Below are 23,385 nucleotides of genomic sequence, written 5' to 3'. Positions count from 1 at the left end.
CAGAGAGAAAAAGTCGGATGCCAACCGGTGGACTCCGTGCGAGCCGGGAAGCGTCAGCTCCCGGAGTTGCCAGGTACTAGGGGTCCTCCGGGGGCTGACGCCGCCCGGGTCGCAGAAAATCGATTAGGCCCCGGCGCCGGCTGGTGGGGTAAGATAGCGGGACCGGGCGAGGGGGCGGCAAGATCGCCGCCGGCCCGGCGAAAGCTGTTTGTCAATTCAAGTTCCGCAGCCCCCGGTCGTTGACCGTGGGCTAAATGAAACGCCAAGTCGCCATGAAACATTGCCTCTTCCTGCCCGCCTGCCTCGCCGCGGCGCTCGCGCTCTCCTTTACCGGCACGCTCGTCATCGCCGACGAGCCCGCAACGGCGGAAGCAAAACCAGTAGCTTCCGAAGTGAAGTCCGAAGACAACGACGAGGCGGAAGCGGAGGAGAAGCCAGCGGAAGAAGCAGAGGAAGATGAGAAAGAACTGAGCCCTGCCCAGAAGCGCGCCCGTGAACGTGCCAAGAAGCGTCAGGAAGAGAAGACCGAAGCCGAGTCGAAGAAGGTCCGCTACGCCTGGTTCGTGCTCGACGACGAGCTGCCCGAGTCGCCCGGCGGGTCGGGGCCGTTCGGCGATCTGTCGATCGACCTGCGGAAGCAGATCGCGCGAATCGACGCGGCGGCGAAGGACGACAAGATCCAGGGACTCGTGCTCTTGTTTGATAGCCCCAGCTACGGCGCCGGACAGCGGCACGAGCTGCGCGAGGCGATCGCCCGCTTCCGCGCGAAGGGCAAGCATGCCGTCGCGGTGCTCGAAGCGGCCGAGGCCGCGAGCTACCTCGTGGCGTGCGCGTGCGACGAGGTGGTGATGCCCGAGTCGGGCTACCTCGTGCTGCCGGGCGTCCGCGCGCAGCCGATGTTCTACAAGGGCCTCTTGGCGAAAGTCGGCGTAAAGGCGGACTTCATTCACGTCGGCGACGCGAAGGGCGCCGCTGAGCCCTACACACGCCGCGAGTGGAGCAAGGCGGTCAAAGAAAACATGACGTCGCTCATCGACGACATGTACGAGCAGATGATCGACACGATCGCGATGGACCGCCCGATGAAGCGAGGCGCCGTCATCGAAGCGGTGGACCGCGGCCTGCTGACCGCGTCGCAAGCTCTCGAGGCGGGCCTCGTGGACCGACTGGCTTACGAGTCGTCGCTGCGTGACGAGCTCGAGAAGCGGCACGACTCGGACAACGTCGTCTTCGTCGAGAACTACGGCAAGAAGAAGGTCGACACCGATTTCAGCGGCCCCGGCGGCATGTTCAAGCTGCTGGGCATGATCGCGTCGGGCGGCAAGGAATCGTCCGGCCGCGGCGACAAGATCGCCATCGTCTATGCCGTCGGCCCGATCATGACGGGCGAGAGCGAGACAAGCCCCTTCGGCGCGTCCAGTTCGGTCGGCTCGACGACCATCGTCAAGGCGCTGCGTGACGCCGAAGAAGACGACCAAGTCAAAGCGATCGTGCTCCGCGTCGATAGCCCCGGCGGGTCGGCGGTCGCCAGCGATCTGATCTGGAACGAGATCCAGACGATCGAGAAGCCAGTCGTCGCCAGCATGGGGAACGTCGCGGCGAGCGGCGGCTACTACATCTCGATGGGCTGCGACCATGTCTTCGCCGAGCCGACAACCGTCACCGGTTCGATCGGCGTGGTGGGCGGCAAGATGGCGATCGGCGGCCTGCTCGAAAAGCTCGGCGTGACGACCGACCTCATCGCCCGCGGAAAGAACAGCGGGCTGTTCAGCACCACCGAAAAGTTCACCGAAGCCGAGCGCGAGGTGCTGCAGTCGCTGATGGACGACACCTACGAGCAGTTCACCGCTAAGGCGGCGACGGGCTGCGAGCTGACGCAGGACCGCATCAAGGAACTCGGCGGCGGCCGCGTCTACACGGGTCGCCAAGCCGAACGGCTCGAACTCATCGACGAACTCGGCGATCTCCGCGCGGCAGTCACCAAGGCGAAGACCCTGGCGGGCCTCGAAGCCGACGCCGACGTCACGATCGATGCGTACCCCGAAGCCGAGGACTTCTTCGAGTCCCTCTTCGGCGACAACGACGAGCAGCGCGAGGTGCGTGTGAGGCTCGACCTGGGCGGCGTGCTCCCCGAGCTCGAGCAAGCCATCCAGCGCGCGGGCTGGGTGCGGCAGCTCTTTGCGAAAGAGCCGATGGGGCTCGTGATGCCTTACGACTTGGTGATTGAGTAAGGGCTTGGAACCGCAGATGAACGCTGATAGGCATCCGCGTCCATCGGCAGTCATAGATGGAGTTGATCTCCGAACCTATTACTTTCTCCAAATGCGGAGGAGACCGAGATGACGGACTCGCTCGAACAATGTGCTGGGTTCGCACTCATGCTGCTGTTCTACGTTCCATTACTAATCGCGTATGTGTGGAGCATTGTCTGGGCTTACCGTGACGCCCGGGGGCGTGGGAAGCCGCCAGTGCTCGTCGCTCTGCTCGTGGCGCTACTCCCACCGTGGCCACTTGGAGCACTGATTTGGTATGTCTTCCGGCCGTCCCACCCTTACTACATCCGTCCGCATTCGCATTATCCAACGGATTGATGGCGAGCCCCCAACGCGAGCTGGGGGAGGAAATCGGGTACCCGCTTCACTCCCCCGACTTGCGTCGAGGGCTCGCAGCAACTCGTTGAAGGTACGACCTATTTAGGGTCCTGGCGAGCCTTGGCGCTGCTGGCGTCTTGGCGGTTCCCCATTGTTCGGGAACGCTTTTCGGCTGGTTGACGGCTCGGGGGCGGGGGCGGAAAATGCCGGGCTGGTTTTTGCCCTCCCCCGCGTCCTTTCTGTGAGATCCCCCCGTGCCTGGCGTTTGCGTTATCGGTCTGCAGTGGGGGGACGAGGCCAAGGGGAAACTGGTGGACCTGCTCACCCCGCGGCACGACTTCGTCGTACGCTACCAAGGGGGCGCCAACGCCGGCCACACCGTCGTGGTGGGCGGCGAGGTCTATAAGCTGTCGCTCCTCCCCAGTGGCGTGATCACCGAAGGCGTGACGAGCGTCATCACCGGCGGCGTCGTCATTAATCCCGCCAAGGCGATTGAAGAGCTCGACGAGCTCGCCAGCCGCGATGTGCGTGGCCTCGAAAAGAACCTCAAGATCAGCGACCGCGCGCACGTCATCATGCCGTGGCACTTCGCCGAGGACCGCGCGCTCGACTCCAACACGTCCGACGGCGAGAACATCGGCACCACGCAGCGCGGCATCGGCCCCTGCTATCGAGACAAGGTCGGCCGCTCGCACGCCGTGCGGATGGGCGACCTCTATCGCGACGACTTTCGCGCGACGGTCGAGAAGATCGTCGCCGCGAAGACGCCGGTGATCGCCGCTATGTCGGGCGGCGTCGATCCTAAGCTGGACGCCACCGCGATTGCGGACCAGTACCTCGCCTTCGCCGAGCGTCTGCGGCCACATGTTTGCGACACGACCGAGATGCTGCTCACCGCCGCCGAAGCGGGTAAGCGGATCCTCTTCGAGGGCGCGCAGGGCTCGCTGCTCGACGTGGACCACGGCACCTACCCGTTCGTCACCAGCAGCAACTCGAGCGGCGTCGGCATCCCCAACGGCTCGGGTCTTCCGGCGCGGTACATCAACCACACGCTCGGCGTCGTGAAGGCGTACTCAACGCGTGTCGGCGGCGGGCCGTTCCCCACTGAGCAAGACAACGCCGACGGCCAAAAGCTCCGCGACCAAGGCAACGAGTATGGCACGGTCACCAAGCGCCCGCGGCGCTGCGGCTGGCTCGACACGGTGGCGCTGCGATACACGGCTCGCTTGGGCGGCGTCGATGCGATCGCCGTGATGCTGCTCGATGTACTGAGCGGTTTCGACGAAATCAAAATCTGCAACGCCTACGAACTCGACGGCAAGAAGACCAACGTCTTCCCGAGCCACGTCGATGACCTCCGCCGTGTGAAGGCGGTTTACGAGTCGCTTCCCGGCTGGAGCGAGGACCTCACCGGCGTGCGGTCGATGGACGATCTGCCGGCGAACGCAATCGGCTATATCAACCGCGTCAGCGAGCTGGTCGGCCGGCCTGTTTCGATCGTCTCGGTCGGTCCCGGTCGCGAGCAGACAATCTTTACGGCGAAGCCGGAGCTGTTGGCGCTGGGCTTCTGAGAAACCAATCGCCTGGGAACCAAAAACCTGTGGGAGGCGTCTCCAGACGTCGATTACGCGCTGCAATCTCAAGCGGAATGGATACCGTAATCGGCGTCTGGAGACGCCTCTCACAATCGATCGCTTCTCCGTCCGATGGCCGCCGAATCCCCCGCCGCTTTGCCTGCGTCGCTCGCCGACCTGCCGGCGGAGCGCTGGCCGCGGCACATCGCCATCATCATGGACGGCAACGGCCGCTGGGCGCAGCGGCAGGGATTGGAACGCGTCGCCGGTCACGACCGTGGCGGCCACGTCGTGCGGGCAATCACGCGCGAGTGCGCCCGGTTGGCGCCGATCGAGCAGCTGACGCTGTACTGCCTCTCGAGCGAGAATTGGAAACGCCCCGCCGAGGAGTTGGCGTTCCTGATGCACCTCTTGGAGCAGTATCTGGTCAATGAACGACCCATCATGATGGAGGACAACGTCCGCGTCCGCATGATCGGTCGGCGCGAAGGGATCCCCGATCGGGTGCTGTACGAACTCGACAAGACGGTCAACCTCAGCGCCGCCAACGATGGCCTGCAACTCAACCTGGCGATCAACTACGGCGGCCGGGGCGAGATCGTCGATGCGGCCACGTCGCTCGCCTACCAAGTGATGGCGGGGCAGCTCAGCCCCGGCGACATCGACGAGCGGTCGATCGCCGAGCATCTTTACACCGCAGGCCGTCCCGATCCCGACCTGCTGATCCGCACGGCGGGCGAGATGCGGGTCAGCAACTTCCTGCTCTGGCAGATCAGCTACGCCGAGATCTGGGTTACTGATAAAGCGTGGCCCGAGTTCGACGAGGCGACCCTCCACGCCGCGATCCGTGATTATGCTGGTCGCGAGCGGCGGTTCGGCGGGCTGAAGCGTTAGGCCGCAAGCGGCGGCCGCTCGCGGCTTAGCGGCGTCAATCAATTACCCCCACCCAAGACCCCACCCCGTGCTGATCTGGCGACTGATCCTCGGCGTGCTCTTGGTCGCGATGGTGGCGGGTCTGGCGTGGCTCGACTATTACGCGGCCCGGCCGGGCCTCGTGATGGCCCCGCTGGCGATTGTCGGGACGTTCCTCGCCGCCGGTGAACTGGTGCGGCTCTTCGAGCACAACCACCAGACGCCTTCGCCCTCTCGCTACCTCGTCGTCCCCGGCGCGGTGGCGGTGGTGCTCGTGAGCCTGGCGCCTTCGTTCTGGCCGTTCGGCGAGATGCCCGGCGCGACGCTCATGGGTCGTGTCGGCTGGGTGGCGATCGGCTTGGCGGGATCGTGCTCGATCGTCTTCGCCGCCGAGATGCTCCGCTACCGCGAGCCCGGATCGGCGACGACGCGACTGGCGCTGGCGATCTTCGGCATCGCTTACGCCGGCGGCCTGATGGGCTTCGTCGCCCAGCTGCGTTTGCTTGCCGGGGGAAGGTGGGGGAGCGACGGACGCTGGGGGATGCTGGCGCTTTTGTCGCTGATCGTCGTCGTGAAGTCGAACGACATCGGCGCCTACTGCTTCGGGCGGCTCTTTGGGCGGACGAAGTTGGCCCCGGTGCTCAGCCCCGGAAAGACCTGGGAGGGCCTCGCCGGCGGGTTCGCCCTCTCGACCGTGGCGACAATGGCGACACTCGGCCCACTCGCCCAGGCGATGGGCTGCGACAGCCAGCGGACGCTGCCCGGCTGGATCGCGGGGTGTCTCGTTTACGCCGTGCTGGTGGGGATCGCGGGCGTGGCGGGCGACTTGGCGGTTTCGATGCTCAAACGCGACGCTTACTTGAAGAACTCCAGCACCTGGATGCCTGGGTTCGGCGGCGTGCTGGACGTGCTCGATTCGATCCTGTTCGCGGCGCCGGTGGCGTTTTTGCTTTGGATTACGCGGTGCGTGGGGCCTTGAGTGGGCCCCTGAATGGGTGATACGGGCCCCGATTCGGGCGACCGCAGGCTCGGCAGATTGGGCATAACCGGCGCCCCCGCAACGCTTTACGCCTCTCTCGCCGCCTTGCGCTGGGCAGCTAGCCGGGGGGTTGAGTATAGTTACAGCGGCTCCGCAGGCCGCTCGTCGACGCATGTCGACGAGCCCCTCCACGGCCGATTCCCAACGGATGATCGAAGCGACAATTCCCGTCAGCGGTCCGGAAGAGACCGTTCTCCTATTTGGCGTCGGCGACGAGCACCTCAAGAAGGTGCGTCAACGCGCCCCTGCCAAGATCGCCACGCGCAACGGCCGCATCCACCTGTCCGGTGACGAGCAGGCGGTGATGCAGGCGACTGCGATCTTCGAGAAGCTCAAGGCAGCCGTCAGCCGCGAGGGCGCCCTCACGGGCGATCGCGTCGACGAGATCGTCGCGCAGGTGACCGGCGAACGCCCCGCGATCAACGGCGCCGAGGTCGTCATCCAGCAGCCGGGCATCACGATCCGCCCGCGCACCGACGGCCAGAACACCTACCTCAAGGCGATCCGCGAACACGACTGCGTCTTCTGCATCGGCCCCGCGGGCACCGGCAAGACGTACCTCGCTGTTGCCGCGGCTGTCGAAGCGCTCCGCGCCAAGCAGATCCGTAAGATCGTGCTGGTGCGCCCGGCGGTCGAAGCGGGTGAGAGCCTCGGTTACTTGCCCGGCGACCTGCAAGCGAAGATCCACCCCTATCTCCGCCCGCTGCTCGACGCGCTGGGCGAGATGATGGACTACGACCAACTGAAACGCTACACGAGCGAGGACATCATCGAGGTGGCGCCGCTCGCTTACATGCGCGGCCGGACGCTCAACAACGCGTTTATCATCATGGACGAGGGGCAGAACACCACCGTCCCGCAGATGAAGATGTTCCTCACCCGCATGGGCGCGAAGTCGAAAGTCGTCGTCACCGGCGACGCCACGCAGGTCGACCTGCCGCCGCACACCCGTAGCGGACTGGCCGACGCGGTCGAGCGACTCGACGGCATCGAGGGGATCGCCTGCGTCCGCTTGCAAACCACCGACATTGTCCGGCACCGACTGGTGTCCCTGATCGTCAACGCCTACGAGAAAGGGGAGAAGCGGTAACACAACGGCAGGTCGACGAACCCGGTTCCCTGGGGGACCGTCGCAACCCGCGCCGCTTTCACCCGATAGATGCCCAACCCCAATACAAAACGAACGCGCAGCCAACGCGTTGCGATGGTCGAACTGCCCCCGGGCAAGTTCTCGACGCTGCTCGGTCAGCTGCGTCGTGGGGCGGTCGTGCTGCGCCTGGCGATCGCCGCGGTGACCGCCGCGCTCTTGGTGGTGCTGGTGCGGGGCTGGGAGCCGCCGCGGGACTTCGCGCTGGGGGAGATCCCGTCGCGCGACCTAACGGCCCGCGTCGAGTTCAAGCAGCTCGACGACCGGGCGACGCGGGACGCGCGCAACCGCGCCCGCCGCTTCGCCCAGGCGGTGTACGACAACGACCCGGCCCCGCTGGCGCAGCTGGTGGCTCAGGTCCGTAACGAGGTGCTCCAACTGGCCAGCGCGGAATCGCTGGAGAAAGTGGATCAATCGCTGTGGTCGCAGTACCTCCCGCAGCTCGCCGAGGGGACCCCCGCCCCGACCGATGAAGAGAAGCGGACCGAGTTCGAGCGTTTCCGCACGGCCCTCGCTACCGAGGAAGCGCGGGAGGGCTTTGGGCTGGCGCTCGAGAAGGCGGTGCAGCCTCTGCAAGACCGCGGCATCCTCGACCGCGCCCCGACCGACGCCAACGCCGAGCAGATCCGCGTCCAGCGTCCGGGCAAGGAGTCCTTCCCGAGCGTCGTGCCGGTGCGTGACGCCCTGGTCGACAATGTCCGCAACGACCTCGACCAATCGCTGCGCCGCTTGATGCCCAATCTCGAAGTGGCGCGGCACGTCTTCGCGCGGCTGCGTGGCAACCTGCCGGTGACGCTCAAGCTCAACGAGGCCGACACTCGCAAAGAGTCCGACGACCAGGCGGCGCAAGTCGAAGCGGTCTACCGCGTCTTCCAGCCGGGCGACCGCTTGGCCGAGGCCGGCGTGCCGCTGGAAGACGCCGCGATGACGCTGCTGGAGCTCGACTACAAGGAGTTCCTCGCCCGGCAATCCGTGGGGGACATCGTCGGCCGATCGCTCTCGACCTATTGGCTCTACGCATCGATGCTCGCCCTCTGCGGGTTGGGGCTGTATCGCTCGGACCGCGAGTCGGTGGTGGAGCTGGGTCGCTACGCGACTTTGCTGACGGCTTTCCTGCTCGCCAGCGGGGCGATGTTCGGCGTGATCTACTTCGCCGGGCCGCAGTGGCGGTTAGAGATGATCCCGCTCTTGTGGCTCGGCATGACGATCGCTGTGGCGTACCGCCATCAATCGGCGCTCCTCGTGCTGATAACGACCGGGTTCATCGCCGCGATCGGTTTTGGCTGGTCCGTTGGCGAGTCGGTCATCGCTTTGGCGCCGGGCGCCGCATCGATCATCCTGCTCGACTCGGTGCGGCACCGCAGTAAGCTGCTGCTGGTGGGCTTCTGGGCGGGCTTGGTGGCGATCGTCACGACGCTCTCCGTTGGCGCCATCGAGGGGCAGCCATTGTGGTCGACGATGCAGCTCGCGCTCGCCACGGGGCTCTGGCCGGTGATCGCCGGGTCGTTGCTAACGGTCTCGCTGCCGGCGGTCGAGCGGGTGTTCAACATCCAGACCGACCTCTCGCTGATCGAGTTGGGCGACCCCGCCAAGCCGTTGCTGCAAGAGCTCGTCCGCCGCGCGCCGGGCACCTACAACCACTCGATCACGGTCGCGTCGATCGCCGAAGCGGCCGCCGAAGCGATCGGCGCCCGCAGCCTGCTGGTGCGCGTGGGCGCCTACTACCACGACATCGGCAAGATGCTCAAGCCGGGCTACTTCATCGAGAACCAGGGGAAGGGCGTCAACTCGCACGACGCGCTGGTGCCCGCGATGAGCACGCTGGTGATCATCGCCCACGTCAAGGACGGCGCCGACCTCGCGCGGCAGAACCGGCTCCCGCAGTGCATCGTCGACTTCATCGAGCAGCACCACGGCACAACGCTCGTCGAGTACTTCTACCGCCAAGCGCAGAAGAAGAGCCTCGACCAAGCCGACGACTCGAAGGTCGATGAGAGCCGCTTCCGCTACCCGGGCCCGAAGCCCCAGACGAAAGAGGCCGCCGTGCTGATGCTCGCCGACGCCGTCGAGAGCGCGAGCCGCTCGCTGGTCGAGCCGACCCCCGCGCGGATCGAGAGCCTCGTCGAAGAGCTGACACGCAAGCGGCTCGACGACGGCCAGTTCGACGAGTGTGGCGTCACGCTCCAAGAGCTGCACACAATCGGCGAGAGCCTGATCAAGTCACTCACCGCCGTGTACCACGGGCGGGTGAAGTACCCGGACCAGGTGACGGCGTGAGGGCAGGGGTCGGGAGTCGGAAGTCCGGGTTGTTCACGCTTAGCCATCGTTCGCTCGCTGTGATGAATATCGAAATCGCCAATCAACAATCGACGCTCTCGATCGATGAGGATCGAATACGCCGGGTCGCGGCCGCAATCTTGGCGGACGCGGGGTATGGCGAGGGGGAACTGAGCGTCGCGGTGGTTGACGATCCCACGATTCATGAGCTGAACGTCCGCCACTTGCAGCACGATTACCCGACCGACGTGCTGAGCTTTGCGCTGCTGGACGAGCCGCCGCGACTCGAAGGCGAGGTGATCGTCAGCGCCGACACGGCGGTCGAGAACGCGGCGGAGTACGGCTGGCCCGCGGAGGACGAGTTGCTGCTGTACGTCATCCACGGGACCCTCCATCTGGCGGGCCACCGCGACAAGGCCGACGACGAGGTCGCCGCGATGCGGGCCGCCGAGCGCCGGTACTTGCGTCTGGCGGACGTCGAGCCGCCCGCGCTCGCTCCCTCGGAGTTGGCGGCGGAGGGGACGCAGCCACAGTGAGTCAAGCCGCGTTACTATGGATGGCGATCGCGTCGCTCGTGGCGACGCTTCTTACGGCAGTCAGCGCCCGCGCGCTGCGTGAGTTTTCACGCACCGACCTGCAAGACATCTGTCGGCGGCGGGACAACCTCGACCGCTTTGGGGAGATCCTCCGACAGCATGAGTCGACCGCCCTGGGGCTCGACCTGCTGGGCGCGTTCGCGGTCGCCTTCTTCGCCGTCTCGACGTTCGCCTGGACGGTCGGCCACTACGAGAACGAATGGGCGCTGTACGGCGTCGCCGGCGGAGTCGGCGTCACGCTGGCGCTCTTGCGGGTCGCGGCGACCTGGGCGTTTGTCCGCGTCTTCGCCGAGCCGTTTCTCTTCCACACCTGGCCGCTCTGGCGCGCGCTCGGGACGCTCGCGGCGCCGCTGCGGATGAGCGCTAGGTTGCTCGACACCATCCTGCACCGACTCGCCGGCCGCGTGCCGAGCGTCGCCGACGAGGAGACCATCGGCGAAGAGATCCGCACGATTGTCACCGAGGGCCACCGCGAAGGCCTGCTCGAAGAGGACGCCCGTGAAATGATCGAGGGCGTCATCGAGCTGAGTCACGCCGAGGTCTCTCAAGTGATGACCCCGCGGACCGAGATGCACATGCTGCAAGTGGACGAGCCGTGGGATGACCTGATCAACAGCATCATCCGGATGGGCCACACCCGGCTGCCCATGTACGAGACGACGCGCGACGACATCGTCGGCGTCCTCTATGTGAAGGACTTGATCCCCGAGCTGGCGAAGAACGACCCCGCCAAACGCCGCAGCGTCCGCGAAATGGTCCGCAAGCCGATCTTCGTCCCCGAGACGAAGGCCGTGGACGACTTGCTGGCGATGTTCCAACAGGAACGCACGCACATCGCCCTGGTGCTCGACGAATACGGCGGCGTCGCCGGCTTGGTGACGATCGAGGACGTCCTCGAAGAGATCGTCGGCGAGATTGTCGATGAATACGACGACGAGGTCGTCGATGACATCCGCGACATCAGCGAGGGCGTCTGCGAGGCGCTAGGCCGCACGCATGTCGATGAGGTCAACGAGCGACTGGGGACCGACCTCCCCGAAGACGAAGACTTCGACACGATCGCCGGCTTTGTCTTCAGCGAACTGGGACACGTCCCGTTGCAAGGCGAGGAAGTCGTCCACAACGGCGCGGTCCGCATTACGGTGCTGGAAGTGACCGACCGGCGGATCGAACGCGTCTTGGTCGAGCGGATCGAGGCGGCGGCTGCCGAGAGCGCTTGACGGGGAACCGCCAAGACGCCAGGAGCGCCATGGATCGCCAAGAATTTTCCGACAGGATCAACAGGATCGACTGGATTAGGAATCAATCCTGTTGATCCTGTGCGTCCCGTCAAACTTCTTTGTCCTGGCGATCTAGGCGCTCCTGGCGTCTTGGCGGTTCCGTCTTCTCTTGACGCGACTCGCCGCGCGTCCTACGGTCCGCGACCCGCGCCCCCGCTGCGCCCGATCGCCCCCAGGCCGACCGTACGCCATGCTTAAGAACACGCTGCTAGCACTCTTCGCCCTCTGCCTTGCGTCGCCCGCGGCGGCGTGGGAGTGGCCATCGTTCGGCGCCTCGACCAACGAGAGCCAGACCGAGAAGGTCGGCGGGCGCGAGTGGTGGAAGAAGAACAAGAAGAAGGCCGAGTTTGTCCCCGGCAAGGGCTATCAGGTGCCGGGCGTTGAGGGTTACTTCGGCGGCGATGGCTCGCCGATCGATGCGGCCGTCGATGAGCGGACGATCCAACTCGACCGCCCCGCCGATATCGACGGCGGCCTGTTGCCGGGCCTCGACCCGAAGAAGGCCTACGCCAATCTCCGCGAAGCGACCGGCTACGGCCCCGACCGCGAAGTCGCCGAAGGGCTGTTCAACGAGGGCGTCGCTCTCGTCGAGGCGAAGAACTACGAGACGGCCGCGGTGAAGTTCGAGGCGGCCGCCAACCGCTGGCCCGACACCGACCTTGCCGCCAAATCGTTGTTCAATCTCGGCGAGTGCTATTACTTCCAGGACAAGTACAAAGAGGCCTCCGACGCTTACGTCTCGTTGCTCGACAAGCACCCGAACACGCCAAAGCTCGACGCCACGATCGAGCGGCTGTGGAGCATCGCCCAGTACTGGGAGCAAAACTACTTCGGCGAGTCGTGGCACGCTCCGCTCGACTACCGCCCCCTGGCGACGACGGTGCCGAAGCTCGACACGATCGGCCACGCCGTGCGGATGTACGACGCGATCCGGCTGAACGACCCGACCGGCCCGCGGGCCGACGACGCGATCATGGCGACGGCCGGCATCCACTTCCGTCGCCTGCGTTACGCCGACGCCGACTACCACTACACGCTGCTTCGCCAAGAATACCCGCGTAGCGATCACCAGTTCGAGGCGCATCTTCTTGGTCTGAAAGCGAAGATGCTCCGCTACCGCGGCCCTCAGTACGACGGCACAGCGCTCCGTGAAGCGGAGCGGCTGGAGGAGCTGACGCGCATCAACTTCTCGGGCCGGCTCTCCGATGAAGAGCGTGAAAGACTGACTGAGATGCGCGCCCAGATCGCCCGGGCGATCGAGGAACGCGACCTGCAAATGGCGTCGTACTACGAAGGGACCGAGCACCACGGCGCCGCGAAGTACTATCTGCGGAGAGTCATCGAAGAGCGCCCCGACAGCCCCGCCGCCGAGCAAGCACGCGAGAAGCTCGCCGAGCTTGAGGGGCTCCCCGAGTCACCCGAGGTGCCGATGGAGTGGCTCGTTAATATGTTCCCCGAGAACAAGAGGTTCGAATCGATCAACTCGGTCGAGACCATCGCGCCCGAGGCGACGGCGCCACCGGGAAGCGGCCAAACGATGGTCGCCGAGGGACCGAACCCCGAAGGGAAAACGACAACGCGTTAAGCATCCAATCACCACCTCGAGAGGCCTCAGCCGTGGGCGGCAGCCCGCGGAGCGTCTCGGTGGTTCGACCGCCGGCTTCCGCCCACGGCTGAGGCCCAATGCGAGAGTTCACTTGCTCGAAAACAAATCACTTGAACCGTTGTAGCGTTATCGTCGTGCTGCTAGTGACAGCGAGCCTCACCGCGGGGTGTGCGGGCTATCGCGCCGGGTCGCGGTCGCTCTACGCCCCCGACGTGGCGACGGTATACGTGCCGATGGTCGAGTCAGACAGCTTCCGCCGTGATCTTGGTGAACGGCTCACCGAAGCGCTGGTGAAAGAGATCGAACTGAAGACGCCCTACAAGGTCGTCAACTCGCCGAACGCCGATAGCGTCCTCGAAGTCCGGCTACGCGGCGACCGCCGCAACGTGCAGGCCGAAGACCAGTTCGACAACCCGCGGGTGTTCGCGACGAGTATCTGGGCCGAGGTGTCGTGGCTCAATCGGCGCCGCCTGCCGCTGGGTCCGATGCACAGCGTGCCGCTTTCTGGCGGACTCGCCGCCAGTGCGGCGCAGCCCACGATCGGCGTCACCCAAACCAACCCGCTGATCCCCGAGTCGGGCCAAACGCTCGCCTCGCAGCAGCAGTTGGAGATCGCCCGCTTGGCGGAGCAGATCGTTGGGGTGATGGAAGAGCCTTGGTAGAGGCTCCCCCCCGGCGGGCAGTCGTACCGCCGGACTGAGTTGGCCGCCGCAAAAAAAGGGTTGGCCGCAGCGGGAAAGGCGGCGGCTTGGTAGTCCGGTGGCTTTCTCCGGAGGTCGTGCCGATCTCTCGGCGACTCTCGGTTTCGCCATCCCGGCCGGCTCTGCCTAAGCGATCCCGCGGTTTCCGACAGCCCTCCCGAGGGGTCGGAGCTTGTCTCCTGCGGAGAACCGCCCTAAAGAATTGGTGAAGAAGCCCCCGGCTCTTGCGGTTCTGGCTGAGCGGTAATCCCTCCTATGGGTCGATATGCTCCGAGTCCTCTCGCTACTTATTCTGTCATTCGCCGCCGCGACTCCGGTGCCTGTGGCGGCCCGTGTAGGCGTTGTCGTCGGCGACATCCGCTTGCCGGACTCGTATGGCCAGCAACGTTCCCTAAGGGACTATGCGGCCGCAGACGCGGTGGTCGTTGTGTTTCTCGGAGTCGAGTGCCCGCTTGCAAAGCTGTACGGCCCTCGTCTGGAGGCGATCGCTGAGGACTACTGCGATCGAAACGTGATCGTCCTCGGCGTGAACTCCAACCGCCAAGACTCGCTCACCGAGTTGGCCGCCTACGGACGTCGCCACGGCGTCACGTTCCCCCTCCTCAAGGACAACCACGCCGAGGCCGCCGAGGCGTTCGGCGCCACCCGCACGCCCGAGGCGTTCGTTCTCGATCACCAACGAGTCGTCCGCTATCAGGGGCGGATCGACGATCAATACGACGTTGGCGCCGTTCGCCAAGAGCCCACACGCCACTTCATCCGCGAGGCGCTCGAGGCGGTGCTCGCAGGCAAAGAGCCGACGACGACCGAGACCCGCGCGGTGGGATGCGTCATCGGCAGACCGCGGGACCCCGACAACGACGCCACGGTCTCCTACGCCGAACACGTCGCGCCGATTCTTGAGAGGAACTGCGTCGAGTGCCACCGCGACGGCGAAATCGCCCCGTTTGCGCTGCGGGACTACGACGAGGTCGCCGGGTGGGCCGACACGATCGCGGAAGTGGTCCGCGATCAGCGGATGCCGCCTTGGCACGCTAACCCGGCCCACGGCGAGTTCTCCAACGCGCGGCTTTTGAGCGAGAGCGAGAAGCAAACGCTCTACGACTGGGCCGAAGCGGGGGCGCCCGCGGGCGACATAGAGAAGCTCCCTCCGCAACGTGAGTTCGTCGCGGGCTGGCGACTGCCACGCGACCCTGACTTGGTCGTTGCGATGCGCGAAGAGCCCTACCGCGTCGCGGCGGAAGGGGTGATCGACTATCAGTACTTCGCCGTCGATCCGGGCTTCACCGAAGATAAATGGGTGCAAGCGGCCGACATCGTTCCGGGAGACCGCTCGGTTGTCCATCACGTGATTGTCTTCGTGAGCCCGCCGATCGATCGGCCCCGGCAGGGGCTTGGCTGGCTGGGCGCGTATGTGCCAGGACAGAGCTCGATGTCGCTCCCCGAGGGTCGCGCGCGCTTCGTGCCGGCGGGGTCGAAGCTGGTCTTCCAGATGCACTACACCCCCAACGGCGCCGAGAGCGAGGACCTCACACGGATGGAGCTCGTGTTCGCCGACCCCGCTTCGGTCAAGGAAGAGGTCGTTACGATCGAGGCGGTGAACCCCAAGTTTGAGATCCCGCCGGGCGATCCCGACTACCGCGTCACCGCGTCACGGGGCGGCTTCCCCGCCGGCGCCGAGCTGATCGGGCTCGCCCCGCACATGCACTTCCGCGGCAAGTCGTTCCGCATGACCGGGGTTGGGCCGGACGGGAAGGAGCGGGTCTTGCTTGATGTCCCTCACTACGATTTCAACTGGCAAACGAACTACCGCTTGGCGAACCCAATAACCCTTCCCGAATCTTTCCGCGTCGACTGCGAGGCGTCGTTCGACAACTCCGCCGCCAATCCTGCGAACCCCGATCCGACCGCAACCGTCCGTTGGGGGGACCAATCGTTCGAAGAGATGATGGTCGCCTTCTTCGAGGTGGCGGCCCCGGTCGGCGCCCTCCGCACGGAGGACGTTACCGAAGCGGCGCCCGACAGCGCCCGCCTCGAGGCCCGCGCGCTGGCGCAGCGGTTGTTCGAGAAGCACGACGACGGCGACGGCAAGCTGTTGCGGCGCGAGCTGCCCCACGCCTTCGCCCTGTTCGCATTTGACCGCTACGACCGCAACAACGACCAGTCGCTCACCGAAGACGAGGTCTTCGAGTCGGCCCTGGCGGACAGCGCTCGACCTTTCTAGTCGAGACTCGCCCCTGCGGCGGATCTTCCCCCCCCGAGTTCAACGCGGCATCGCCCTGCATGGAGACTATCGCCGACCTGTTCGTGAGGCATCGGAACCTCGTCGGCTGGATGCTCCTGGCGGTGACCCTGACCGCGTCGGTCGGCCATCTGCTCCCCGCCCAAACGCGGCACCCGCTGGAGCGTTACGAGGACAGGCCCGAAATCGCCCCGCTGACAACGACCGAGAAGGTCCAGTCGCGATTCAACCTCGCTTCAAGCGACGCGTTTCTGATCGTTGAATCGGAGGACCTGTTCACTCCCGAGTCGATCGCCGCGACGCGACGCCTAGTCGAAGCGGTCGAAGCGATCGACTTCGTTCAGAGCGTCTTCTGGATCGACCGCGTGCCGATCCTCAACGTGTTCGGTCTGGCCGACCCGCTGGTCCCGCCGGCAGACGCCTCCGCTCAAGCGTTTCGCCGGGCCGAAGAACGGTTGCGAGCGCACCCTCTCGCCGGCCAGCTGATCTCGGACGACGGCCGGTCGCTGCTGATGCCCGTGGTCTACGATTGGCTACGTCTTGACGACCCCGCGGTGGCGACCGAGGCCGTCCTCACGACGGCCCGCGAAGCCGCCGGGCCGGAGATTGTCTCCGTTCGGCTGACCGGGCGCGCCCCGCTGTTCGCGGACCAACAAGCGGCGTTTCAACGCAATCAAATCGTCTTCCAGGCGATCGGCTACACCCTGGCGCTCGTTCTTTCAGCGATCATGTTTCGCGGCGTGGCCGCCGTGTTCGTCGTTGCCGCGGCGCCCTGCTTGGGCGTCTTCTGGACGCTCGGTCTGGTGAAGTTGCTCGGCGTCCCCGCCAACCCGCTGGCGGAGATCGTCATGCCCGTCATGCTGGCGATGGTCGGCTTGACGGACGGCGTCCATCTATTGGTGCAAATCCGACGCCGCCGCGCAGCCGGCGACGGTCCGATCGAAGCCGCCCGTGACTCCATCGCCAAAGTCGGCATGGCTTGCTGGCTGACCTCGCTCACCACCGCAATCGGCTTCGGGTCGCTGCTGCTCGCCAAGAGCGACTACGTGCAAGACTTCGGCCGGGTCTGCATGATCGGTGTGTTCATCGCCTTCGTCGCGGTGGTGACGTTCGTCCCTTGGGTCTGCAGCACCTGGATGGGGCGCTATGTCGACCGGGGCCACGAACACGACGTCGTCGGCGTTGGCGTGGAATGGTTGCGGGCATTGATCGATCGGATGATGCGTCACCGCCGGAAAGTCAGCGCCATCTCGGTAGCGGTCACGATCGCTTTGGGAATCGTGTCGCTCCGCCTGACGCCCGACAACCGCATGAAGTCCGCGATGCCCGCGTCGAGCCAGTCTTACTCGGCGCTGGAGTATGCGGACGAGCACTTCGGCGGCGTCGAGTTCTTTCGGGTCGAGATCGACTGGCCCGAGGGGGTGGCGAGCGACGACCCGAGCCTTCTCGCCGCGGTCCGCGACGTTGAAGCCTTGGTGGCCAAAGAGCCGCTCTTGAGTCGCCCCTTGTCGATTCGGTCGATGCTCGCATCGTTCCCTGGCGATCCGCAAGACTTCGTCACTCAGGCGACCTTCCTCTCGCTGATGCCTGTCGAATTGCGATCCTTCTTTCACGACGCGAGCCAGCGCCGGGCGGTGGTCTCCGTGCGGATGCAAGACCGCGGGATCGCGGTCTACACGCCGGTGTTCGACCGGCTCGAGGCGGGCTTCGCCGAGTTGGCGTCGAGCTACCCGGGCTTTCGCTTCAAACTCGACGGCCAGCCGGTCCTCATATCGCGCGACCTCTACCAGATTGTCACGGACTTGCGATCGAGCCTCGGCGCCGCCTCCGCCATCATCCTCGTGGTGCTGTCGTTGGCCTATCGCTCGGTAAGGATTGGCTTGGTGGCGGTGGTTCCCAATCTCTTCCCGCTGGTCATGACCGCGGCCTTCCTGCTTTGGAGCGGCAGCCCGCTCGACATGTCGAGCGTTTGCGCGTTCGTCGTGTGTTTGGGAATCGCGGTCGACGACACGATCCACTTCCTATCGCGATTCAAGCAAGAGCTCGCCGTCGATGGCGATGTCGAATCAGCGATCCGGCGGTCCTTCATCGGCGTCGGCGCCGCCCTGGTGATGACGACTGTCATCCTCTGCACCGGATTTGGCACGATGCTCTGGAGCGAGCTCCCCGGCCACCGCACCTTCGCCGCGATGGCGGTCTCGACCATCGCGGCCGCCGTCATCGGCGACCTGATCGCCCTGCCGGCGCTACTGGCGTGCAGCCATCCCCAACAGCGGAAGGTTGTCGGCTAAGCAGGGTCCGATCGTGACTCGCCCCGGAAGCCCCCGTAGGGAAGTCGGTTAGCCACGAGAAGGTGATGATCTGCGCATGACTCCGTCCCGGCTACCCGGTCCTCCTCTGGACATGCGTTTAGATCCCCATAGAGGGCCCTTAGGCGCGTCCTGACGAGCCGCTAAGGGTTTAGTCGGGTCCCCCACGTCGGACGCCAGAGGGGGCCTCCTAGGGCCTTCGAGGAGGGCCCCCGAACGGGTGGGTTCTACTTACCCTGTTCTCACGAGCCCGATTTTGGTCCGACGTGCTCCCACAGGAACGCCCACAGGTCAGCGGCTTGCTCGATCAGCTTCTTGGTGGGCGTCCCTGCGCCGTGGCCCGCGCGGGACTCGATGCGGATGAGCAGCGGCTTGTCGCCGGCGCCCTTCGATTGCTGGGCGTGCTGTAATGCCGCGGCGAACTTGAAGCTGTGCATCGGGACAACGCGGTCATCGGTGTCGGCCGTCGTCACCAGGGTGGCGGGGTAGGCGACGCCCGGCTTCACGTTGTGGTAAGGAGAATAGCCCCGCAGATACTCGACCATCTCGGGGTCGTCCGCCGAGCCGTACTCGTCGCGCCAGAACTGGCCCGCGGTGAAGGTGTGGAAGCGGAGCATGTCCATCACGCCAACCGCCGGCAGGGCCGCGCCGAACAGGTCGGGCCGCTGCGTCATCACCGCGCCGACGAGCAGGCCACCGTTGCTGCCGCCTTGGATGGCCAGATGCTCGGGGCTGGTGATCTTTTCCGCGATCAACCACTCGGCCGCGGCGATGAAGTCGTCGAACACGTTCTGCTTGTTCTTGAGCTTGCCCGCCTCGTGCCAGGGCTCGCCGTACTCACCGCCGCCGCGGAGGTTGGCGACCGCCAGGACGCCCCCCTTCTCGACCCAGGCCATCCGGCTCGCCGAGTAGCCCGGCGTCATCGAGATCGTAAACCCGCCGTAGGCGTAGAGCAGCGTCGGGTTCGTACCGTCGAGTTCGAGGTCCTTGCGGTGAGTGAGGAATATCGGGATGCGCGTGCCGTCCTTCGACGTGTAGAACTCCCGTCGCACGGTGAACTTCGAGAAGTCCACGCCGACATCGGGCTGGAAGAGCAGCTCCGATTCGCCCGAGGGGATGTCGTAGCGGTAGGTCGTCGGCGGGGCGTCGTAACTGGTGTAGGTGTAAAAGGTCTCGGTCGCGTCCTGCCAGCCACCGAAACCGTAAACGGAACCGACGCCCGGCAGCTCGACTCGCCCGAGCGGTTCGCCACGCAGCGAGTAGCGCTTCACGACGGCGGCGACGTCTTCGAGATACCTCGTGAACACGACATCGCCCACGAGCGAAGCCGACTCGAGCGTCGCGGCGCTCTCGGGAACGACTTCGACGAGCGTGTCGCGAAAGACCACGTCGCTGGCCCGCTGCAGGTCGAACGACACGACACGGCGCTGCGGGGCGTTGTGGTCGGTGACGAGATACAGCCGGCTCCCTTCGCTGGCGATCGGGTTGAACTCGTTGTCGAAGTCCTGCACGAGCGGCGTCCACGCGCCGCCTTCGGCGTCGGCGCGACGGACGTAGAGCCGGTTCTGGTGGTCGGTGCCGCGACTTTCCACTACCACCAGCCACTCACCGTCCTCGCTCACCCACAGGCCGGACGACCAATCGGGGTGCTCGGGGTTCTCGTAGATGACGACATCCTTTTCCTGCGGATCGCCCAGCTTGTGGTAACAGAGCTTGCGATTGAGGGCCGACGCCTGGTAAGCGGCGCCCTCTTCGGGCTCGGGATAGCGGCTGTAGTAAAAGCCCTTGCCGTCGGGCGCCCACTGCACGCCGCCGAATTTGACCCAGCGCAGCTCGTCGTCGAGTTCCTTGCCGGTTTCGACGTCCATGACGCGGATCACCCGCCAGTCGCTGCCGGCCTCGCTGCGTTGATAAGCGAGTAGCTTGCCGTCGTAGCTCGCCGACGTGCCCGCTAGAGCGACCGTGCCGTCTTCGCTCCACTGGTTGGGGTCGATCAGCACGCGGCCCTCGGCGTCGGCCGAGTCGGTGATGTAGAGGACGCTCTGGTTCTGCAGGCCGTCGTTCTTCGTATAGACGTACCGGTCCGGGCTCATGCCTGGCTTGCCGAAGCGGCTGGGCGCGCTGCGGCGCTCGTAGTTCCACAACTCGGTGAGCCGCTTCTCGAAGGCCTCCCGCTCGGTGAGCGCTCCGAGGTACGCCTCGGTGACGGCTTGCTGCTGGGCGACCCAAGCGGCGACGCGGTCCGACTCGCGGACGTCCGCCTCCAACCAGCGGTAGGGGTCGGTCACTTCGATCGTCTTGCCGCCGGGGCCTTGGTACTTGTCGACAACCTCTTCGCGCGCGGTGACGGGGTACTCGACGGCGTGAGCGGCTGGCATGGCGGAGAGCAAGCTGAGGGCGAGGCCGATTCGGTGCATGGCGGATAAGGCGACGGTCTGGCGTGGCGACTGTTGTAAGCCGCCCAATTGAACCACGTGGCGCGTTCTGGAACGAGGGTCGGCGAGTCTGCCGATTAGGAAAAAGAAGGCGGCAAAGCATTCCGACAGTTATCTCTTAGCCGTAGGCGGCAGCCCACGGCCGAACCACCCTACCTCCCTGCGACACTTCACCGGGGGCTTCCGCCCCCGGCTAAGGCCTACACCGATGGCGGCATCTAGCAACTCCTATGACGCGATCGTCATCGGCGGCGGCCACAACGGACTCGTCTGCGCATGCTACCTCGCCAAAGCGGGCAAGCGCGTCGTCGTGCTCGAACGCCGCCACGTCCTCGGCGGCGCCGCCACGACCGAAGAGCTGTGGCCGGGCTACAAGGTCTCGACGGCCGCGTACGTCATCAGCCTGTTTCTGCCGGAGATCATCCGCGACCTGAAGCTGAAGGAGAACGGCTTCGCCGTGTTGCCGCGGACGCCGTCGAGCTTCACGCCGCTGCCTGATGGCCGCAGCCTGCTGATGGGCCCCGACGCCGAGCTGTGCCGCCGCGAGATCGGCCAGTTCAGCACCAAGGACGCCGAGGCGTACCCGCGCTACGAGTCACTGCTCGAGCGCGTCGCGGCGGTGCTCGAGCCGACCCTCAGCCAGGCGGCGCCCGACCCGCTGCCACTCCCGCGCAGTTGGCGGAAGATCGGCTTCGCGAAGCGGCTCCGCGACGGCGCCAAGATGTGGCGGATGCACCAGACGCTCAAACATCTCGGCAAAGACCAGCCCGCCGCGGTTGAACTGCTGACCGGCGCCGCTCGACCGATCCTCGAACGGTGGTTCGAATCGGAAGTCCTCAAGACGACGCTCGCCACCGACGCGATCATCGGCGCCTTCACGTCGATCAGCTCACCCGGCAGCGCCTACGTCCTTCTGCACCACGTGATGGGCGAGGCGGGCGGCGCGCGGGGCGTTTGGGGCTATGTCCAAGGGGGCATGGGGAGCCTGTCGAACGCCCTGGCGAAAGTCGGCGAACAGCTCGGCGTCACCGTCCGCCGCGAAGCGTCTGTCGCGTCGATCAATGAAGCGAACGGCAAAGTCACGGGCGTAACGCTCGAAGACGGCTCGACCATCTCGGCGCCAATCGTCGCCTCAAGCGTGGACGCGCACCTGACGTTCGAGAAGTTTCTCCAGCCATCGAGCCTGCCGGCCGACTTCCGCGAGGCGGTGGCGAACATCGACTACGCGTCGGCATCGATGAAGGTGAACCTCGCGTTGAGCGAGCCGCCGAACTTCACGGCCCGTCCCAGTGCGCCGGGCGAGGTCGCGCCGCACCACCACGGCACGATGCACATCTCGCCGACGCTCGACTACCTCGAGCAGGCGTACCACGACGCACGGCTCGGCAAGCCGGCCGAGGAGCCGATCGTTGAGGCGACGATGGCGACCAGCGTCGATAACTCGATCGCGCCCCCCGGCAAGCACCTCTTGTCGTGCTTCGTCCAGTACGCGCCGTACAAGCTCAGGGACGGCAACTGGGACGACATCAAGGACGCCTTCGCCGACAAAGTCGTCGCCAAGATCGCCGAGTACGCCCCGAACGTCCCGGCGGCGATCGAGCACCGCCAGGTGCTCTCACCGCTCGACATCGAACGTGTCTACGGCCTCACCGGCGGCAACATCATGCAAGGGGCGATGAACGCCAACCAGCTGTTCTGCTTCCGTCCAATCGCCGGGTGGGCCGATCACCGCACCCCGCTGAAGGGCCTCTACCTCTGCGGCGCCGCCAGCCACCCCGGCGGCGGCGTGATGGGCGCGTGCGGCAAGAACGCGGCGCAGGAGATTTTGCGGGACAGGTAGCTTCCATTTCAGATTTGACGCGAGCCCCCGATGTTAACCGGGGGTGGATGTCGAGTACCCACTTCATTCCCCCGATTAACCTCGGGGGCTCGCCATCAAACAAAAAAGCCAGCCGCGGTGGGCGCTTCCGTGCGCCCTACGCGGCTGGCGGCGTGAGTCCGTTCACGCTTGGATAGTCCTGAGGCTCGAGGGAACAGGCCTGAGGAGAAAGGCATGCAGCCCAACCCTCAGGTCTCACACCTCAAGTCTCACCTCGCGTCAGCGAGGCCCGATCGACGGCGGGTTGCACATCAGGAAGTCGCGCGGTCCCCGCGTCGTGTAGTACGGGTAAGCGGTCTGCCCCACGGGCGGGCCCGGGTTGAAGTTGTAGTTCTGGTCGCCACAGCCGCCACCGGGGCCGCAACCACCGGGACCGCCGGGACCACAGCCGTAAGGCCCGCAGGCGCTGCGGCAGTTGTTGTGACCCGGGCAGTCGAGCAGGCAGCTCAGCCCATTCTGCAAGCAGTTGTCGCAGTTTCCGCAGCCGCAGGCGTCGCCACAGCCGCCGCCACCGGCGCCGAACAAGCCGCAACCCGCCCCACAGCCATCGCCGACACACTCGCCGCAACCCTTCTGGGTCCAGCCGAGGCGATCGAAGAGGCCGAGTGACGTCGGGCAACGGCCCGAGAGCAGCGTGGCGCGAGGCGCGTGCTGCGAGGTCGCGACATGGCACGGCTCGCCGCAGCCAAGTCCGCGTGATTGGATCGCCGTACAACCGACGCTCGATACAACGAGCGCCGCCGCTAGCGCGGCAAAGCGCAGTTTCATAGGATTCCCCCCCTAAAGGCCCCCGCCTT

15 protein-coding genes are annotated in these 23,385 nt (G+C 65.8%); 13 read left to right on the top strand and 2 right to left on the bottom strand.

The window, feature by feature from the left end; all coding sequences use genetic code 11:
- Nucleotides 1-272 precede the first annotated feature (272 nt).
- The 12 genes from sppA (at nt 273) to Spa11_RS00915 (ending at nt 18,256) form a co-directional block, all read left to right on the top strand.
- Nucleotides 273-2,231 (top strand): signal peptide peptidase SppA, encoded by a 1,959-nt coding sequence (gene sppA, locus Spa11_RS00975; protein WP_197529648.1) that lies wholly within the window; start codon nt 273-275, stop codon nt 2,229-2,231.
- A 614-nt stretch (nt 2,232-2,845) separates the two neighbouring features.
- Complete coding sequence (locus tag Spa11_RS00965; RefSeq protein WP_197529647.1) at nt 2,846-4,162, top strand: adenylosuccinate synthase; 1,317 nt, start codon at nt 2,846-2,848, stop codon at nt 4,160-4,162.
- A gap of 135 nt (nt 4,163-4,297) precedes the next feature.
- Nucleotides 4,298-5,059: an isoprenyl transferase gene (locus tag Spa11_RS00960; RefSeq protein WP_145105579.1), complete on the top strand. Its 762-nt coding sequence runs from the start codon at nt 4,298-4,300 to the stop codon at nt 5,057-5,059.
- A 67-nt stretch (nt 5,060-5,126) separates the two neighbouring features.
- Nucleotides 5,127-6,056, top strand: a complete 930-nt coding sequence (locus Spa11_RS00955) for a phosphatidate cytidylyltransferase (RefSeq protein ID WP_145105576.1) — start codon at nt 5,127-5,129, stop codon at nt 6,054-6,056.
- 172 nt (nt 6,057-6,228) lie between these two features.
- The gene (locus Spa11_RS00950) at nt 6,229-7,206 is read left to right on the top strand and encodes a PhoH family protein (RefSeq protein WP_231933095.1); all 978 of its coding nucleotides are present in this window, start codon (nt 6,229-6,231) and stop codon (nt 7,204-7,206) included.
- A 114-nt stretch (nt 7,207-7,320) separates the two neighbouring features.
- On the top strand, nt 7,321-9,540 hold the full coding sequence (locus Spa11_RS00945; RefSeq protein ID WP_197529646.1) for an HD family phosphohydrolase: 2,220 nt from the start codon (nt 7,321-7,323) through the stop codon (nt 9,538-9,540).
- 62 nt (nt 9,541-9,602) lie between these two features.
- The gene (gene ybeY, locus Spa11_RS00940) at nt 9,603-10,076 is read left to right on the top strand and encodes an rRNA maturation RNase YbeY (protein ID WP_145105569.1); all 474 of its coding nucleotides are present in this window, start codon (nt 9,603-9,605) and stop codon (nt 10,074-10,076) included.
- A complete protein-coding gene (locus Spa11_RS00935) occupies nt 10,073-11,356 on the top strand; it encodes a hemolysin family protein (RefSeq protein WP_145105566.1) in 1,284 nt (427 codons plus the stop codon). The genes ybeY and Spa11_RS00935 overlap by 4 nt, the downstream gene beginning before the upstream one ends.
- A gap of 250 nt (nt 11,357-11,606) precedes the next feature.
- Entirely contained in the window at nt 11,607-13,001 is a 1,395-nt protein-coding gene (locus Spa11_RS00930; protein WP_145105563.1) for a tetratricopeptide repeat protein, read from the top strand.
- A gap of 131 nt (nt 13,002-13,132) precedes the next feature.
- Nucleotides 13,133-13,684 carry an LPS assembly lipoprotein LptE gene (gene lptE / locus Spa11_RS00925; protein WP_197529645.1) on the top strand — a complete coding sequence of 184 codons (552 nt, stop codon included), beginning with the start codon at nt 13,133-13,135 and terminating at the stop codon, nt 13,682-13,684.
- Between the two features lie 304 nt (nt 13,685-13,988).
- The gene (locus Spa11_RS00920; RefSeq protein ID WP_145105557.1) at nt 13,989-15,947 is read left to right on the top strand and encodes a redoxin domain-containing protein; all 1,959 of its coding nucleotides are present in this window, start codon (nt 13,989-13,991) and stop codon (nt 15,945-15,947) included.
- 59 nt (nt 15,948-16,006) lie between these two features.
- Nucleotides 16,007-18,256, top strand: coding sequence for an efflux RND transporter permease subunit (locus tag Spa11_RS00915; RefSeq protein ID WP_145105554.1), 2,250 nt, complete (start codon nt 16,007-16,009; stop codon nt 18,254-18,256).
- 260 nt (nt 18,257-18,516) lie between these two features.
- On the opposite strand, the gene Spa11_RS00910 is transcribed toward Spa11_RS00915, so the two are convergent.
- Nucleotides 18,517-20,652, bottom strand: a complete 2,136-nt coding sequence (locus Spa11_RS00910; protein ID WP_197529644.1) for a prolyl oligopeptidase family serine peptidase — start codon at nt 20,650-20,652, stop codon at nt 18,517-18,519.
- 106 nt (nt 20,653-20,758) lie between these two features.
- Between Spa11_RS00910 and Spa11_RS00905 the strand changes: the two genes are divergently transcribed.
- The gene (locus Spa11_RS00905) at nt 20,759-22,549 is read left to right on the top strand and encodes an FAD-dependent oxidoreductase (protein WP_315851352.1); all 1,791 of its coding nucleotides are present in this window, start codon (nt 20,759-20,761) and stop codon (nt 22,547-22,549) included.
- A 258-nt stretch (nt 22,550-22,807) separates the two neighbouring features.
- Here the strand turns inward: Spa11_RS00905 and Spa11_RS00900 are convergent, their stop codons facing one another.
- Nucleotides 22,808-23,356, bottom strand: coding sequence for a hypothetical protein (locus Spa11_RS00900; RefSeq protein ID WP_145105544.1), 549 nt, complete (start codon nt 23,354-23,356; stop codon nt 22,808-22,810).
- Nucleotides 23,357-23,385 lie beyond the last annotated feature (29 nt).

This window comes from Botrimarina mediterranea (assembly GCF_007753265.1).
Classification (GTDB): domain Bacteria; phylum Planctomycetota; class Planctomycetia; order Pirellulales; family Lacipirellulaceae; genus Botrimarina; species Botrimarina mediterranea.
The sequence above is the reverse complement of the archived record's forward strand: the minus strand, read 5'-3'. Positions and strand labels throughout refer to the sequence as shown.